Annotated in this window: 16 protein-coding genes and 1 other annotated feature (1 of these 17 cut by a window edge); of the genes, 9 read left to right on the top strand and 7 right to left on the bottom strand. The window is 34.5% G+C overall.

Annotated features, from left to right (window positions below):
* Positions 1-173: a binding site (T-box leader), on the bottom strand; it reaches 71 nt to the left of the window's first position.
* 214 nt (positions 174-387) lie between these two features.
* The 5 genes from I580_RS05120 (at position 388) to I580_RS05100 (ending at position 4,904) form a co-directional block, all read left to right on the top strand.
* On the top strand, positions 388-1,044 hold the full coding sequence (locus tag I580_RS05120; protein ID WP_010772365.1) for a hypothetical protein: 657 nt from the start codon (positions 388-390) through the stop codon (positions 1,042-1,044).
* Between the two features lie 112 nt (positions 1,045-1,156).
* Positions 1,157-1,744, top strand: coding sequence for a GNAT family N-acetyltransferase (locus I580_RS05115; RefSeq protein ID WP_010772367.1), 588 nt, complete (start codon positions 1,157-1,159; stop codon positions 1,742-1,744).
* A 482-nt stretch (positions 1,745-2,226) separates the two neighbouring features.
* Positions 2,227-3,216 (top strand): tryptophan ABC transporter substrate-binding protein, encoded by a 990-nt coding sequence (gene trpX / locus I580_RS05110; RefSeq protein ID WP_010772368.1) that lies wholly within the window; start codon positions 2,227-2,229, stop codon positions 3,214-3,216.
* A gap of 18 nt (positions 3,217-3,234) precedes the next feature.
* On the top strand, positions 3,235-4,122 hold the full coding sequence (locus I580_RS05105) for an ABC transporter permease (RefSeq protein ID WP_010772369.1): 888 nt from the start codon (positions 3,235-3,237) through the stop codon (positions 4,120-4,122).
* The gene (locus I580_RS05100; protein WP_010772370.1) at positions 4,119-4,904 is read left to right on the top strand and encodes an ABC transporter ATP-binding protein; all 786 of its coding nucleotides are present in this window, start codon (positions 4,119-4,121) and stop codon (positions 4,902-4,904) included. Before I580_RS05105 ends, I580_RS05100 begins: the two co-directional genes overlap by 4 nt.
* Before the next feature lie 482 nt (positions 4,905-5,386).
* Here the strand turns inward: I580_RS05100 and I580_RS05095 are convergent, their stop codons facing one another.
* Positions 5,387-5,842, bottom strand: a complete 456-nt coding sequence (locus tag I580_RS05095; RefSeq protein WP_010772371.1) for a threonine/serine exporter family protein — start codon at positions 5,840-5,842, stop codon at positions 5,387-5,389.
* 12 nt (positions 5,843-5,854) lie between these two features.
* Positions 5,855-6,616 carry a threonine/serine exporter family protein gene (locus I580_RS05090; RefSeq protein ID WP_010772372.1) on the bottom strand — a complete coding sequence of 254 codons (762 nt, stop codon included), beginning with the start codon at positions 6,614-6,616 and terminating at the stop codon, positions 5,855-5,857.
* A gap of 240 nt (positions 6,617-6,856) precedes the next feature.
* Here I580_RS05090 and I580_RS16690 point away from each other — a divergent pair, with 240 nt between their 5' ends.
* Positions 6,857-7,045: a hypothetical protein gene (locus I580_RS16690; RefSeq protein ID WP_025869055.1), complete on the top strand. Its 189-nt coding sequence runs from the start codon at positions 6,857-6,859 to the stop codon at positions 7,043-7,045.
* Between the two features lie 80 nt (positions 7,046-7,125).
* Here I580_RS16690 and I580_RS05085 read toward each other — a convergent pair whose 3' ends face one another.
* Positions 7,126-7,899, bottom strand: coding sequence for a Cof-type HAD-IIB family hydrolase (locus I580_RS05085; protein WP_010772373.1), 774 nt, complete (start codon positions 7,897-7,899; stop codon positions 7,126-7,128).
* A gap of 150 nt (positions 7,900-8,049) precedes the next feature.
* On the opposite strand from I580_RS05085, the gene I580_RS05080 reads away from it, so the two are divergent.
* Together I580_RS05080 and I580_RS05075 are read left to right on the top strand one after the other, a co-directional pair.
* Positions 8,050-8,769 (top strand): response regulator transcription factor, encoded by a 720-nt coding sequence (locus tag I580_RS05080; RefSeq protein WP_010772374.1) that lies wholly within the window; start codon positions 8,050-8,052, stop codon positions 8,767-8,769.
* Positions 8,770-10,239, top strand: coding sequence for a sensor histidine kinase (locus I580_RS05075; protein ID WP_010772375.1), 1,470 nt, complete (start codon positions 8,770-8,772; stop codon positions 10,237-10,239).
* 101 nt (positions 10,240-10,340) lie between these two features.
* Here I580_RS05075 and I580_RS05070 read toward each other — a convergent pair whose 3' ends face one another.
* The 3 genes from I580_RS05070 to I580_RS05060 all read right to left on the bottom strand — a co-directional run bounded on the left by I580_RS05070 (position 10,341) and on the right by I580_RS05060 (position 13,823).
* Entirely contained in the window at positions 10,341-10,892 is a 552-nt protein-coding gene (locus I580_RS05070) for a hypothetical protein (RefSeq protein ID WP_010772376.1), read from the bottom strand.
* A 4-nt stretch (positions 10,893-10,896) separates the two neighbouring features.
* A complete protein-coding gene (locus tag I580_RS05065; RefSeq protein WP_010772377.1) occupies positions 10,897-11,607 on the bottom strand; it encodes a hypothetical protein in 711 nt (236 codons plus the stop codon).
* Between the two features lie 107 nt (positions 11,608-11,714).
* Entirely contained in the window at positions 11,715-13,823 is a 2,109-nt protein-coding gene (locus I580_RS05060) for an LTA synthase family protein (RefSeq protein WP_034860410.1), read from the bottom strand.
* 290 nt (positions 13,824-14,113) lie between these two features.
* Between I580_RS05060 and I580_RS05055 the strand changes: the two genes are divergently transcribed.
* A complete protein-coding gene (locus I580_RS05055) occupies positions 14,114-15,286 on the top strand; it encodes a class I SAM-dependent rRNA methyltransferase (protein WP_010772379.1) in 1,173 nt (390 codons plus the stop codon).
* A 367-nt stretch (positions 15,287-15,653) separates the two neighbouring features.
* On the opposite strand, the gene I580_RS05050 is transcribed toward I580_RS05055, so the two are convergent.
* Positions 15,654-16,550, bottom strand: a complete 897-nt coding sequence (locus I580_RS05050; protein WP_010772380.1) for a LysR family transcriptional regulator — start codon at positions 16,548-16,550, stop codon at positions 15,654-15,656.
* Positions 16,551-16,560: the final 10 nt, after the last annotated feature.

The following is a 16,560-nucleotide window of genomic DNA, read 5'->3' as shown; positions in this document are numbered from 1 at the left end:
AATCATACTTAATACCTAGACGCTGTAATGGGCGTACCCAACATTGGCTATACAGAGTTGACCAATGTTAACTAAAAGACCATCTTCCTATTTTCTCGAAATATCTCTTTTCAGCTACCAAGACTCTCTCATTAATTCTCTGAAAATAGTACTCTTCTTTTCATCGTTTTCTAATTGATTCATCATTAACAAAAGTATAGGCTAGAGCATATTGTTTGTCAACTGGGGATCATTCTTTTTGTTTTTTGTTGTTTTTTAATATTTATATAATTATACAATAAAAAAGATGGTTGTTTTCTTAAATAGCTAAGAGTCTTTAGCTGTTATACTAGGCAAAGGAATGAACAACTAGTATAATAAAAGCATAAGTTGTAGAGGAGAGAACGCATGAAGAAAAATTTTATTGATGTTAAAGATGACTTTATTGCTTACATAAATAGACAAAAAAAACTTAGTGCAATCATTTTAGCTGTGATCGTTTTAGCGTTTATAAGTTTAGTTGTAGCAGTACCAAGAATGCAAGCCAATATTCGTTCATCTGAAATTAAATCGCTTGTAAATGAAGCCAATCTGACGAAAAAAGCAAATTACTTAGATATTGAAACGGCCGATAAAGAAATAAGTGAAAAGGCAGCCATGACTGTATTATTCTCAACACCAAGTGGAAAGACATATAATGAAATTATAGACGTGTTAAAAGACACAAAGCAGACGAAAGAGTTTAACCGTAGTATCTATATCTACCCAATTGTTTATAATACAGAGAAAATCGAAAAAAAATATAATATCAAAAAAAATGAAGTAACTATCATCTTTTTTGAAAATAATAAAGAGAAAAATAGACTTTCGATTGACCAAAGTCTTGATATAAAAACAATGCTTATTCCGTCTTTAAATCAGTTGCCTTTATCTGCTGTTGGTCAAAGTGTTCAGCCACCAGCAACGTCAACAACTGCTTCAAATACGTCAAGTTCAGAAACGTCTCAGGCGACATCAGGACAAGTAAGTGAACAATCTACAGAAGCTGAATCAGTAACGCAATAAATCAAATTTTAGGAAGAAGGACTTGATATGAAAGAGCTTATTCTATTCATTTTAGTAGGACTTTTTTTAATAAAACCTAGATTACAAGGTGTTTATATAAGAAGTGATCGACGTGGCAAGTATTAAGTGGCGGACTTTGGCGACTGATTTATTAGGAAAGAGGACTCAGCCTAGCATTGAGTCCTCTTTCCAGCGTAACGGCTCTAAGGGGATTCGAATAAGCGAAAAAATTCGATTGCTCCCTTTTGATAAATTTCGTCAAGAGTCATTAAAATGGTATCAGGATCCTGAAAGTATGTATCATATAGTCGGAATAAAAAGTACCTATACAAAGAAACAGATCCAACAAATGTATGAGTGGCAAAATGAACATGGACTACTCTACTATATTGAATATAATAACGAGAGCCATTACCAAATAATTGGAGATGTTTGGTTAGCTGAGGATGATTATGCCATTGTGATCGATCAAGCATTTCGGAATCGCCATATTGGTCGAAGTGTTACAAAATATTTTATCTATAAATCAAAAAAACTAGGCAGAGAGTTTATTACAGTTAGTGAAATTTTCAATTGGAATAAAGCTTCTCAGAAAATGTTTGCAAGTTTAAAATTCTATCCTTTTAAAGAAAACGAGGACAGTTGGAGTTACCGCAGACGATTAAAAAGACTGGGTACCAGAAAAGAAAATTCAAAATAGTTGTTCTTTTACATATTTTTGGACTTGACGAACAAATTCTCTTTGGTGTACACTAACTTTATTACAAAACTATAGGAGTGATTACATGAACGGACTATCAAAACCAATCAAAGAATTGAATAATTCATGGCAAAACTGGCGTAGATAGTTGTATGTATGAGACTCTCATAGATACAACTTTAGAAGACAAATTCTAAATTTTGTATCTATGTCGGTATATTCAAGATGAATTTTTGACCGCATAGATGGGTAGTCTATGCGGTTTTTGTTTAGAAACAATGACTGCTCCTTTTTAGGATTTGTCATTGTTTTTTTGTTTAGGTGGGAATAATAAAAGAACGTTGCTACCGTATAAATCTAGCAATGTGGACTAGACTTTCGGAAAAAAGATAAAACGAGGTGAAGAATACCTCAGTCAATTTTTCTTAGGTTTCATACGAAATCGAAAGCACATTCCATTTTAAAATTTAGGAGGAGAAGAAATGAGAAAAAATCGTTTATCGATTGTTGTCGTAATGATTGTTATTTTTTTAATTGGTTCATTCTTTGTAGAAAAAAAAGAAGCGGCCAAAGAAAAGTTGCCAACGGTTGGTGTATTGCAGTTTGTTAGTCATCCTGCATTGGATCAAATTTATAAAGGCATTCAAGCTGGTTTGAAAGAAAAAGGGTATGAAGATGGGAAGAACATGGTGATTGCTTTTCAAAATGGTCAAGCGGATCAAAGTAAATTGGCCACAATGAGTCAGCAATTAGTACAAGAAAAGAAAGCAGATGTTCTAATCGGAATCGCAACACCGGCAGCACAGGCACTAGCAAATATAACGACAGAAATACCAATCGTTCTTGGGGCAATCACGGATCCGGTCAGTGCAGGACTTGTAAAGAATAATAATCAACCAGGGGGCAATATCACTGGTGTTAGTGATAAATCACCTGTAGCTGCTCAGTTTGATTTAGTGTCTGAAATTTTACCGAAAAAGAAAAAAGTTGGAATTTTATATGCATCGTCAGAGGAAAACTCCAAATATCAAGTTGAGGAAGCAAAAAATGTTGCAGAAAAAAAAGGATTGACGGTTAAGACCTATGCTGTACCTTCAAGTAATGAAATTGCACAAACTGTTCAAGTCATGACAAGTGAAGTAGATTTTATCTATATTCCTACAGACAATACGATTGCTAATGCGATGCAAACAGTTGTCAATGAAGCGAACAAAACTAAAACACCGATTATTCCTTCTGTGGACACAATGGTTGAGCAAGGTGGACTTGCTACAGTAGGGATCAATCAGTTTGACTTAGGTGTTCAAACTGGCAAAATGGCTGCTGATATTTTATCTGGAAAAGCCAAGCCGGAAACAACACCAATCTATACATTTAAAACAGGTGATATCATCATTAATCAAAAACAAGCAGAGAAGCTAGGAATTTCGATTCCTGAACATATTAAATCAAAAGCTACAATTACAGAATAGGTAGAAGGAGTGGATCAAATGATTGTTTCAGCAATTGGACAAGGAATGTTATGGGCAATATTAGGTTTAGGAATCTTTATGACTTATCGTATTTTAAACTTTCCTGATATGACGACAGAAGGCTCATTTCCATTAGGAGGAGCAGTATGTGTTACGGCAATTACAAATGGTATTCATCCTATTATTGCTACATTGTTAGGTGTTTTAGCTGGGATGAGTGCCGGTCTGATAACTGGATTACTCTTTACTAAAGGAAAAATCCCAGTAATATTGGCAGGTATTTTAGTGATGTCAGGGTTGAATTCAGTGATACTTTTTGTAATGCAAACGCCAAACTTATCTTTACTAAATAAACCGAAGATTCAAGATTTCTTTTTACAACTTAATCTTCCTAATTATTACGATATCATCTTTTTAGGAGTGATTTTTTTAGCAATCATTATTAGTTTATTACTCTTTTTCTTCAATACGAATTTGGGTCAAGCTTATATTGCAACAGGTGATAACGAACATATGGCGCGCTCGATCGGTATCAAGACTGATTCTATGAAAATATTAGGACTGACATTATCAAACGGTGTGATTGCCTTATCTGGTGCTTTGATTGCTCAAAATGATGGCTATGCAGACGTCAATAAAGGAACTGGTGTGATCGTTATTGGTTTGGCCTCAATCATTATTGGTGAAGTGTTATTCGGTGAATTGACCTTTGCGGAACGTCTAGTAGCGATTGTTGTAGGGAGTATTATTTATCAGTTACTTATTTTGTTGGTCATCAAGCTAGGGTTTGATACAACTTACTTAAAAGTCTTCTCTGCTGTGATCTTAGCAGTATGTTTAATGATACCACAACTAAAAAAAGCATTAAATCTGCACTTTTTACCACAAAAGGAGGGGGAGAAATGAGCACAGTTTTAGAACTAAAAAATGCGACGAAGCGTATTGATAATGGGTTGAATGAAACAAAAACGATTTTAAATCATGTGAATTTAAAAATAGCTCAGGGTGAATTCGTTACCGTATTAGGTGGTAATGGAGCAGGTAAAAGTACGTTATTTAACAGTATTGCTGGAACAGTAACATTAAGTGAAGGGGATTTACTGATCAACGATCAAAATATCACTGCTTATTCTGAAGAAAAACGTGCAAAATACGTATCGCGTGTTTTTCAAGATCCTAAGATGGGGACAGCACCAAGGATGACCGTTGCTGAGAATTTATTATTAGCTATGTATAGAGGGAAAAAGCGAAGCTTACGGTTACGTAGATTAAATGAAGAGAGAACGCTATTTACAAAAATCTGCAGTGAAGTCGGAAACGGGTTAGAAAATCATTTAGACACGCCGACAGGGAATCTTTCTGGTGGACAAAGACAAGCACTGAGTCTATTAATGGCAACATTAACAAAGCCTGACTTATTGCTTTTAGATGAACACACGGCAGCTTTAGATCCTAAAACATCAAAACAGTTGATGCAGTTGACAGATCAACGAATCAAAGAAGGAGATTTAACTTGTTTAATGATCACCCACCGTATGGAAGATGCGTTGAATTATGGTAACCGATTAATTGTTTTACAAAAAGGTCAAATTATCAAAGACCTCAGTAAAGCAGAAAAAGAAAAGTTAAGCTTACAAGATTTATTACTATTCTTTGAAGAAGAAGTAGAAGAAATCACGCTTGATTAAAAATAAACATAGTAAGAAAGAGGGAAAACTCATTAACGGATGAATTTTCCCTCTATTCCTTTTTAAGACTGTAGTAATCAGTGAGAGGAAGATTGGGACAAAGGGAGTCGCTTTGAGGAATAAGAAGGGATTCATGGAGAGTGCCAAGCATCACAGTAAGCGTGCGAACAGATGATAATTGGTACCTACTTGATGTTCTTCAAATTTTTGTGACCAAGTAGGTACTGTGCAACAATGTTTATCTGCGACGAGCCTTTAGAGAGAAAGCATCAACTCATTTCTCGTTGTGTTTTACAGCAATTTTAGCTTATTTCCGAATCCTTCAACTCTTAGTGTCTTAACTTGAAAATAAAGGAAGCAAGGTAGATGAAAGCCACCTTGTATTGTGTGGCATCGAAGCACTTCGTTCTTCGTGATGTACAACAATGTGGTCGAAGTGTATCGTAGTAGTTGCATATTTCTTGCTATTTATTCGGGCTCAATTATTTTTTTGAAACAATCTTATTTTTATCTAGCAAATTTTTTAATAATCGTTCAACGATTCCTGTGACCATAAAACCAGCTGCAATCGCTCCTGCGGTCATGATCACTTTAATGATAAAATGAACACCACTAACGTAGTCTCCTAAAACAATACTTCGAACTGCTTGGTAAGCAGGACCACCGGGAACTAAAGGAACGAGACTTGGGATATTAAAAATTGTCATAGGCAATTTTTTTCTACGTGAAAAATAAATACTTAACATACCAATGCCGATTGCACCTAGAAAATTAGCAAAAATGCCCCCAGCGTCCATATTTTCAGTAGACCAATAAATCATCCAACCTACAGCTCCAGTAATACCACAAGCATTTAAAACTTTTCTAGGTACATTCGTAACGATTCCAAAAGTTACTGTGCTCAGATAACTAAATAAACAATGAATAACAAATTCCACATTCATTTCTCCTTACATGAATAATTTAAATACAATGGCTATTCCAATACCAATCGAACCTGCAACAAATATTGCTTCTGTTGCACGGGCTGTCCCACTTAATAAATGACCTGCTAAGATATCCCTAAATGAGTTTGTGATCGCAACACCAGGAACAAGAGGCATAACAGCGCCAATAATGATATTATCGATATTGCCAGCTAAGTGAAATCTCACTGCTAAATAAGCTAAAAAGCCAATGGAAAAGGCAGCCAAAAAATCGTCTAAAAATTTAATGTTTAACCACTCCTTTGTAAAAAGAGCAACGCTAAAACCAATCATTCCAATCACAAAGGTAGCTAGAAAGTCATTCCACGTTCCACCAAATATATACATGAGCGTTGAACTGACAAAACCTGCTGCAAGAATTTGCAAAGGAATCGAATAGGTTGGTGCTTCATGATTGATGTTTGTCAGTTTTAAATTGAGTTCTTCTAAAGAAATTTCTTTATTCGCAAATTTTCGAGAAAGGTTATTAACAATTGCTACTTTTTCCAAATTGATGCTACGTTCAGTCACATTTTCTAATTGAGTGTAATTACTAGAGCGAAAGCCCATAAAAAGGCCTGTGGCAGTAACATAACTAACACTTTCTTTTTGACCAGCATTTTCAGCGATTCGATTCATCGTATCTTCAACACGATAAACCTCAGAACCACTTTCTGTCATAATTTTACCAGCCATTAAACATGTATCTAAAATAAGTTGTATCGATGATTGTTTCTCTTCGTTCATAACCAAAAACTCCTTACAGTAAAGTTACAATAAAATTAGTGTATCATTTTTTTGTGCTGTTTGAAATGAATTGCGCATGTTACAATAAAAAAACTAGCGGGTCATTGTTTAGAGTTTTCTTAGAAATTTAAGGAAACACTAAAAAATTGTTGGAAACTTCACAGATACCTAAAACATCCTTGCTTTTTTTATTCAAAAGTCCTATCCTTATAGATAACAAACCAAAGGGGTCTAGATATTATGGATAAACAATGGTCACTTTATTCAGTAAGTAGTCTGATTTTACTCGTATTGTTAAAAAGAACGTTCGATCAAGGACATATAGGACTAAGCGCCATTTTGCTTTTTCTCTTACTGATTCAAGTGACAGGAACCGTTATCTGTGTTCATCAAAAAAGACATAAAAAAGAAATCCCATCTTCTAAATAAGAAGCGAGATTTTTTAAGCGAAAAAGCGTTAGCTCTGGTGAAAAAAGTGGAGCAAAACGCTTTTTTTCTAATATATTAATTTAAATCAGATCAAAATGTTGCAAGGCATGAACGATTCCGCCTTCAGTATTTTTCTTAGTGATAAAGCTAGAACGTTCCTTTAATTCGCTCCGTGCGTTGCCCATAGCAATTTTATTGTCACAAGCGTCAAATAAAGCGAGATCATTGATTCCATCACCAAAAGCGAATGTAGGAACTTGGGGTAAGTCTAATGTTTTAAATAAGTTTTTTACGCCAGTTCCTTTAGAAACACCTTTTCTAACTGTATCAATGGAGTAAGGGCCGTTGCGATAAAAGGTCATTTCAGGGAAATGTTCTAAATAGTGTTCATCGCCATCCTCTGAGAGAACTAACATCATATTAACTGTTTTATCTTCTACACTAGAGCGATCAATTATCGGGGCTTTGGAATGGATGAATGCATAAGCGTTTGTAACGATTTCATTATGGCCAGAGCACCAGATTTGCTGATCATTATAATACGAGAGTTCATGTCCTAACTTTTTGACATGTTCATACATTTTCGAACATTCTTCATACGTAAACTCATCTGAATAAACTTTTTTTCCTTCAACTTGAATAAGCTGACCATTCATTACGATTGCCGAATCGATCCCACTATCGTTCATAATGTGCTCAATTTCTACAACTGTCCGGCCAGTCGCAATAAGAGGTAACACATTGTTATTTTTTAATGCTTTAATTGCTTTCGTTATCTCTGGCGTAATTTGCGATTGATGATTCAATAATGTACCATCTAAATCAAAAAAAGCAACTGCTTGAATATTTTCCATGAATTTTCAACGTCCTTTCATCTTTAATAGTATCAAAGATTGAATAAAAGACAAAGCTTTTTTGAAGAAAGATAGAAGTTATTGGAGCTAGCTGATTTTTAGAGTATAATATAAATGACGTTAAAGTTGAAGGGAAGAGGCGATTAAATAATGAATGTATTAATGATAGAAGATAACGAATCAGTTTCAGAAATGATGCAAATGTTCTTTTTAAATGAAGGCTGGGAAGCTACGTTTAAATATGATGGGAAAGAAGGCTTGGATGCATTTTTAGAGAATCCAGAAAAGTGGGATATGATCACCCTTGATTTAAATTTACCTACAATGGATGGTATGTCTGTTTGCCGCGAAGTACGCAAAGTGTCAAATACTGTTCCAATTATTATGCTAACAGCTAGAGATTCTGAAAGTGATCAAGTAATCGGGCTAGAAATGGGTGCAGATGACTACGTTACAAAACCTTTCAGCCCATTAACGTTGATAGCTCGGATCAAAGCGTTACACCGCCGTTCTGAGATAGGGGAACATACTGTGGAAGGATCGGAACGTTCAGATGATCAATTTGATGTAGAGACAGACCATTTTAAGATGAATACTAAGACGAGAGAAGCGTATCTTGATGATCAATTGATCGGTGGATTAACACCTAAGGAATTTGATTTGCTTTATACATTAGCGAAAAAACCAAGACAAGTGTTTTCGCGTGAACAGTTACTTGAAATGGTTTGGGATTATCAATATTTCGGTGATGAACGAACAGTAGATGCACATATTAAAAAATTACGTCAAAAAATTGAAAAAGTGGGACCACAAGTGATTCAAACTGTTTGGGGTGTAGGGTATAAATTTGACGATTCTGGTGTAGCCTAGATGAAATATTTATATCAACAATTACTCGCTTTTTGGGGTGTGATTATTCTCATTATTTTGATTGTAGGAACATCTTTCACTCAATTGACTAAAAAAACGATGCAAGATACGAATTATGAACAACTGAGAGGGTATGCGCAATCTGCATGGAAGACTAAAGATTCGATCACTCGCTATCCTGGAATGACGGATCAAGAGTTATTGAATATGTCATTCACTTTATCTGAAAGTGTGCTAAGCAATCAAGATGTTCAATTTGTTTTTATCGATAAGGACATGTCAATTCAGTATCCGATAAAAACAAAAAAGAAATTAGACTATTCATTGATTGAAAGTAATTGGAACAAATTAATGCAAGGAGAACAAGAATATATCACGGTCAATAAAGATATTTATGGAAATCCGAACATGTCTTCTTATGTAATGATGCCTGTTTCTCAGACCAATACGCAAACAAATGAAAATACAATTGTTGGAGCATTGGTCGTGACACAACCTGCGAAAAATGTATCAGATAGTGTGGACGCAATAACAGCTAATTTGTTCAAAGGTTTTATTATATCGAGTATTGTTGGACTTATTCTAAGCTATTTCTTTGCTAGTTTCCAAGTGAAGCGAATCAACCGAATGCGAAAAGCCACAAAAGAAATTACAAGTGGTAATTTTGATATCAAACTTGTCTCGCATGATAAAGACGAATTTGATGATTTAGCGGAAGATTTCAATAAAATGGCGGAGTCCTTGAAAGAATCTAGGGAAGAGATCGATCGGCAAGAAGACAGGCGTCGACAGTTCATGGCAGATGCCTCTCATGAGATGAGAACACCACTTACGACGATCAACGGATTATTGGAAGGGCTGCAGTACAATGCAATTCCAGAAAGTCAAAGAGAAAACGCGATCAAGTTAATGCAAAATGAAACGTCTCGTTTAATCCGTTTAGTGAATGAAAACTTAGATTATGAAAAAATCAGGACCAATCAAATCAGTATTGTGGTTAAGAAATTTGATGCTACTGAGACATTGAAGAATATCCTGACTCAGCTAGAAGGAAAAGCTGAGTCAGCTAATGATAAGTTAATTCTAGAAGCGGATGAAGCCATCGATGTTTATGCTGATTATGATCGCTTTGTTCAAATTATGGTGAATATTATCCAAAATGCGATTCAATTCACGCAAGACGGAGAGATTCGAGTCCGCTTACAAAAAGGCTATTTAGAAACGATCATTACCATTTCTGATACTGGTATTGGCATGTCAGAAGAACAAGTTCAAAATATTTGGGATCGTTATTACAAAGTGGATCCTTCCAGAAAAAATACAAAATATGGTGAATCAGGCTTAGGTTTATCCATTGTTCAGCAGCTTGTTCGTTTGCATAAAGGGAAAATTAATGTAGAAAGCCAAGCTGGTAAAGGAACTAGTTTTACCATTTCATTTCCTGATGTAGAGATAGAAGATGAAGCATAATAAAAAGTGAATGGGATATGACTCGAAGAGTCATGTCCCATTCACTTGGAATCAGGAAAAAGGTTTGGATCATAAGCAATCGCTTCTGATCCAAACCTTTTTTATGCCGTTTTAATGATTTTATCCATATAAGGACTTTCAGCGATTTGAATATCGTTTGTTAAAACTAAAATTGCTTTTTGTTTTTCTTTTGCTATTTTTTGAAGTAAGGGTAATAGTTCTTGTCTTTGTCCAATTGAGAGTTTTTGGAAGATATCATCAATAATGATGATATCTTTTTTTATAAGTAGTAATTGAACTAACTGAAGCTTAATTTGTTCAAAGGAAGTTAAGGTATCTTCTGATTTATTTAAGACACTTGTTGGAAGTCCAATATAGGTGAGCCAGTTATTAAGTAGTTGCTTTTTTTCCCTTTCTTTGATAGATGTTCCCACAAATAAATTATCTCTTATTGAAAGATAAGGTAAAAAGATATTCTCAGATAAAATGAAGCCAATTGCCATATCATGTTTCATATCAAATGTTTTATCAATGAGGAAATAAAAGTCAGCTTGGACACTACTTTGGTCTTCCAAAACAACTGTCATATGCTGTTGTTGAAATAATTCTTTGAAACTGTCATCTGTCCAGTTTTTTACTAAAGGGAAATTCATTTACTCACATCCTAAATACTTTTTTCGATTTTTTTGAAAGAAAATAAGTTGAAATTAACGTGATCACAGTCGTAATAGAGAGTAATAACATGCTATTTTTTGAAAAAGCTTTAAAAATAGTAGCAACAGGTAAGCTGTTGATTCTCATAGATAAAAAATGTGTTCCTGCAGTAGAATTTAGTACTTGATTAGGGGTACTTTCAATAAGTACATTAGAGGAGAAAAGAGCGACTCTCTTGATTCCTATACCGTTTGCAAGTAACGGTCTCACCTCGATTAATATAAATTCATATGTATGTTGGCAAACCCCAAGAAACAAAGCAATCGTAAATATTCCAAGAGCTATTGGAATAATACTCTCCAATATCGATTGTTTGATAACAAAGCGATTTGAAAAACCCATAATACGCCATTTCAACATGTCTTGTTGCTTTATTTTTAATGAAATAAACACGAATAGAGCAATTAAAATCGTCCATAAAATTAAGGTCACAATATATAAAGAAGTGTAAAGCTGCATCGTTTTTTGATAATTGAGGTGATAATCACTATTGTTGATTAAAGGACTTACTTGATCATACAGAGAAGTTTCTAAATACTTAAGATTCAAAAGGCTTGTTAGTAGGAACAGAAAAATAGCAGAGCTAGCACCGATAACAAAAGAAATTTTTTTATGGTAAGAAACGCTGGCAAAAGCGTAACGTATGTTTTTCAAATAAGGTCACCTCACTAAACTAAGTATAAAAGAAGAATATGAATAAATTATGAATAAGATATAAAAAAGCTTGAGTAATTTACTCAAGCTTTCATGATTATTTTGGCTTAGTTGCCCGATTTTAAATAGTTTTGGTAAGATTCAGTATGATATTTATCAACAGTAGAAGTGTTATTATTTTTACTGTAAACACTTGTTGAGTTATTGCCTTTTTCATCTTCAATCTTTTCTAATTGTTTTAATTGATCTTTATAATTATACTCATCGGGATTCACTGGAGTCAATCCGCTGTTTGTATAAAAGCGTAACAAGTCGCCATTTGTTGTTTGATCAGACATCTCTAACTGCAAGTTAGCTTTTTCTTTTAACGCTTGCGCTTCTTGTTTTTCTTGTTCAGTTGGTTCTTCCAATAAACGACCAGTGGCTGTCTCATAGATACTAGAACCTAGCATGGTGTATTTTGGTGAAACATAGTTTCCATTTCTAAAAGCAACAAGTTGAGAATTGTCTTTGGAGAATAGGTCTTGTCCCATTTGAATATAATTCTTAGTATCAATACCCATCAAATGTAACAGGGTAGGTAATGCATCGATTTGGCCACCATATGTGTGGTTGATCCCACCATTTGTTTGACCAGGAATGTGAATCATGTAAGGCACACGTTGCATAGTTGAGTTATCATAGTCATTCCAAGTTGATTTTGTTTTTCCAAGTAACTCAGCTAAATTTTGATTTCTAGAAGTTGAAACACCATAATGATCGCCATAAAGAACGATTACAGAATTATCATACAATCCAGAAGCTTTCAAGTAATTGAAGAATTCCTCAACAGCCTTATCAAGATAGTTTGCTGTAGCAAAGTAGCCATTGATTGTTTCATCTGATGTTTGAGCAATCGGGAAGCCAGCTTCATCATTTGTAAATTGTGAATATGGATAATGATTAGAAACAGCAATAAATTTAGAATAAAAAGGTTGTTGTAGATGTTCCAAGTATTGTGCAGACTGTTGGAAAAAAGGTTTGTCATGCAAGCCATATTGGAACGAGTTATCTTCATTGACATCATAGTAATTTGCATCGAAGAAATAGTTGTATCCCAAATGTTTGTATGTTTCATTACGATTCCAGAAATTACCAGCATTTCCGTGGAACACAGCACTAGTGTAGCCTGCTTCTTGACCTAAAATGGCTGGGGCTGCTTCAAAAGTATTTTTACCACCAACTTGTGTGAACAGTGAGCCTTGGCTAAGACCAAACAATGAGTTTTCAAACATTGTTTCAGCATCACTTGTTTTTCCTTGTCCTACTTGATGGAAAAAGTTATCAAAGCTGTAGGTGCTGTTACTGTGGTACAAGCTATTGATGAAAGGAGTTACTACATGTTCAACACCTTTTTCATCTTTTAATTTGTAATCAATCAAAAATTGTTGGAAACTTTCTAAGTGGATATAGATAATATTTTTTCCTTTAGCCATACCAAAAGTATCAGGGTTTGGTGCGGCATAATGACCTTTAACGTAGTCTGAAACAGTATCCATATCATTTTCACTGGCTTCAGCTCGAACTTGGTTTGTTTGGTAAGTTGTCACACCATCATAGACGGTAAACGCATTTAAGCCTAAAAACTTAACAATATAATCACGTGAAAATTGACGACCTAGTAACTGAGGGCGAGCAGTTTCAGCTAAAGTCAAGTTCGCAACAAAAAATAACGCAGATAACATACTGATGGAAATAGCCACTCGAGCTCTGACCGGGCGCTCATCCATCTTGATTTTTTTAGTTAGTAGTAAGATGCCGATAATGACAAAATCAAGCCAATAAAGCACATCGTAAGGTCTAAATAAACGTAAAGCACTTTCTCCAAGTCCACTTGCGACTTTTCCTGCACCGAGCATAGTGTTGACGGTGATAAAGTCAGTAAACTCTCTATAGTAAACAACATTAGAGAATAACAGTAACGTCAATAAGAAATAAAGCACCATCATAGTAATATAAGAAGCTTTCTTTCTTCTCACATACAAAGCAATCGCCAATAAGAAAAACGTAGAAGCAATTGGATTAATGAAGAGAATGAAGTATTCAAAAGCATTCTCGATTCTTAAGTGGAAATCAACTGTATAAGCAAAAATATTTTTTAACCAGAGCAATACAGCCACAAAACCGAATAGTCCTAAACGAGTGTTTAAAAACTTGGGCATATGTATTTTTTTTATAATATTCAAAGTAAACGTATCCTTTCCAAAATCAAATCTAAAAGAAAGTAATTAAAAACTTTCTATACACTGCTACAATTCTACTCTCTCTGTAATTCTATGTCAATTTAAATCAAGATTTGTATAAATAAAGTTAACAAAAATTTACTTTTCTTAACAGTTCACTCTATATTTGGTTGATTTTAGCTAACGACAGAAGCTTTATTTTTTGATATACTAGCCAGTGATGACTTCACAAGTAATTAAGGTGCTTTTTTATAAAAAGAAAATTTGAACGAAGGATGACAAGAATGAATATAATAGTAACCAAAAAATCAGAAAAGAAATTTAAAGGAAGATATCCTCTTATTCAAAAAGAAGATCTACTTGATGTGCCTAAGACATTTTCAAATGAGTGGGTAAAATTTGTTGATAATCAAGGTCAATTGATTGCGACAGGCTATCTAGGCAAACAAAACAAAGGGATTGGTTGGCTAGTAAACTGGCAAGGTTGTGTGGATGCCCTTTTTTTAGAAAACTTATTTTTAAAAGCCAAAAGTCACCGAGCATTTTATGAACAAGATGATTCCACATCTGCTTATCGTATATTCAATGGAGAAGGAGACGGACTGGGGGGATTGATCGTTGATCGTTATGGTGATTTCGCTGTATTTTCATGGTATAACGAAACATTGTATCAAATGAAAGAAGAAATCATCCAAGCGTTTAAAAAGAATTTTCCAGAAATCATAGGTGCGTATGAAAAAATTCGTTTTTCAGCCGAATCATTACCAGAATCACAGAAACTGTTTGGAGATGATGCACCAGAGCCTCTTTTGGTTTATGAAAATGGCGTAACATATGCTACATATTTAAATGACGGACTGATGACGGGGATTTTCCTGGATCAAAAAGAAGTACGTGGTCGTTTGGTTGAAGGTGTTGCAGCTGGAAAAACAGTTTTGAATATGTTTAGTTATACTGGTGCATTTTCTGTTGCGAGTGCGATGGGCGGTGCAAGTATGACGACTAGTGTGGATTTAGCTAAACGCAGTTTACCAAAGACGAAAGAACAACTTGAAGTGAACCATCTAGCTACAGAAGATCAAAAAATTATTGTGATGGATGTATTTGACTATTTTAAATATGCTGCGCGCAAGCAACTAAGTTACGATGTGATTATTCTTGACCCACCAAGCTTTGCACGAAATAAGAAAAAGGTTTTTTCTGTTACTAAAAATTATGGAGATTTGGTAAAAGATTCTGTTGATATCTTAAAAAAAGAAGGGCTATTGATTGCTTCAACCAATGCAGCAAACATTTCTCTAGAAAAATATAAAAAAATGATTATCGCTGCATTAGAAGAAAAAAAAGTTCGTTATCAATTTAAGGAAACGTATCAATTGCCTAACGATTTTAAAACGACAAAGCACTTTGAAGAAGGGAATTATTTGAAAGTCTTCTTCATTGAAATAAAGAAATAGAAAATACGTCAAGAGTGAGAGTAACGTCATCGATGGATGGCGTACTCTCTATTTTCTTTTTTAGGTTTATAGTAAAGAATTCATGAACATGACCAAGCATCACAGTGAGTGTGAGAGCGGATGATAATTGGTACGTATTTGCTGCTCTTCCATTTTTTGTGACCAAGTAAGTAATGTGCAAAATCAGTTCATTTCATGTACTGTGTTTACAATGCTTCCATTTTTTATCGAAGTTTTTAAATTAAGGAAGTAACGAGTCACACAAACACTTTGGATGGTGTCTCATCGATCTTCGTGAGGTACAGCAATGTGGTTGAAATATGATGTAGTAGCTGTCATTTTAACCACCGTTCATTCAGATTTTTTCCTATTGATAAAATATATTTTGAGCAAACGGCACAATAAACTCTTTAAAGCGCAGAGCCGCTGGTGAAAGAAAATGATCTTTTTTGGTTGCTAGATAAATATAGCGAGGAAAAAAGTTATCTTTGAGCGTTAGTGTTTTGACATTATAAGCAGAAATAGATGGGATTTTTGGCATCAGTGCAATGCCATAATCATGTGCAACAAAACCTAGCATGGTATGATCTTCCTCAACTTCACATACGATTTTTGGTGTAATAGAAGCTGCAGTCAACATTTTATCAAGATAAGGTCGTAAGCCACTCCGTTCATTAAAATAAACGAAAGGATATGGACTTGTTTGCTTCAAGGAAATGCTATCGTATGAAGCTAAAGGATGGTTTAAGGGAACGACCAAAACAATTTCTTGTTCCGTTAATATTTCGTAATTAAGCTGCTCATCCTCTTGTAGCTTTGAAGTAATTGCGAGATCTACATCTTCCTTCAATAGTAAATCTGTCATATCAGAAGAATTTCCTTGAAATAAATTAAAACGAATCTGTTCATTGCCTGGATAGGTTGAAAACTCCTTCATAAGCATCGGGGCTAGAAAAGAACCTGCGGTATAAATAAAACCAAAATCAATCAACCCTTTTTCTGGACTGACCAATTCTTTTAACGCACGTTCGCCTTTGGCTAATTCTTCTAAGGCAGTTGAAACATACGTATAGAAAAATTTCCCATATTTTGTCAGTTGAATATTTCTGCCTTTTTTTTCAAATAATTGTGCATCTAGTTCTTTTTCCAATTCTGACATGGAGTGGCTTAAGTTTGGCTGGGTTGTATTTAATAACTTGGCTGCATGGGTCATATGTTGGGTATCTGCTAACATTCTAAAAAATTCTAACTGTCTCAAATTCATAAGTAATACT

This window comes from Enterococcus caccae ATCC BAA-1240 (assembly GCF_000407145.1).
Classification (GTDB): domain Bacteria; phylum Bacillota; class Bacilli; order Lactobacillales; family Enterococcaceae; genus Enterococcus_L; species Enterococcus_L caccae.
This window is presented reverse-complemented; position numbering and strand designations above follow the sequence as displayed.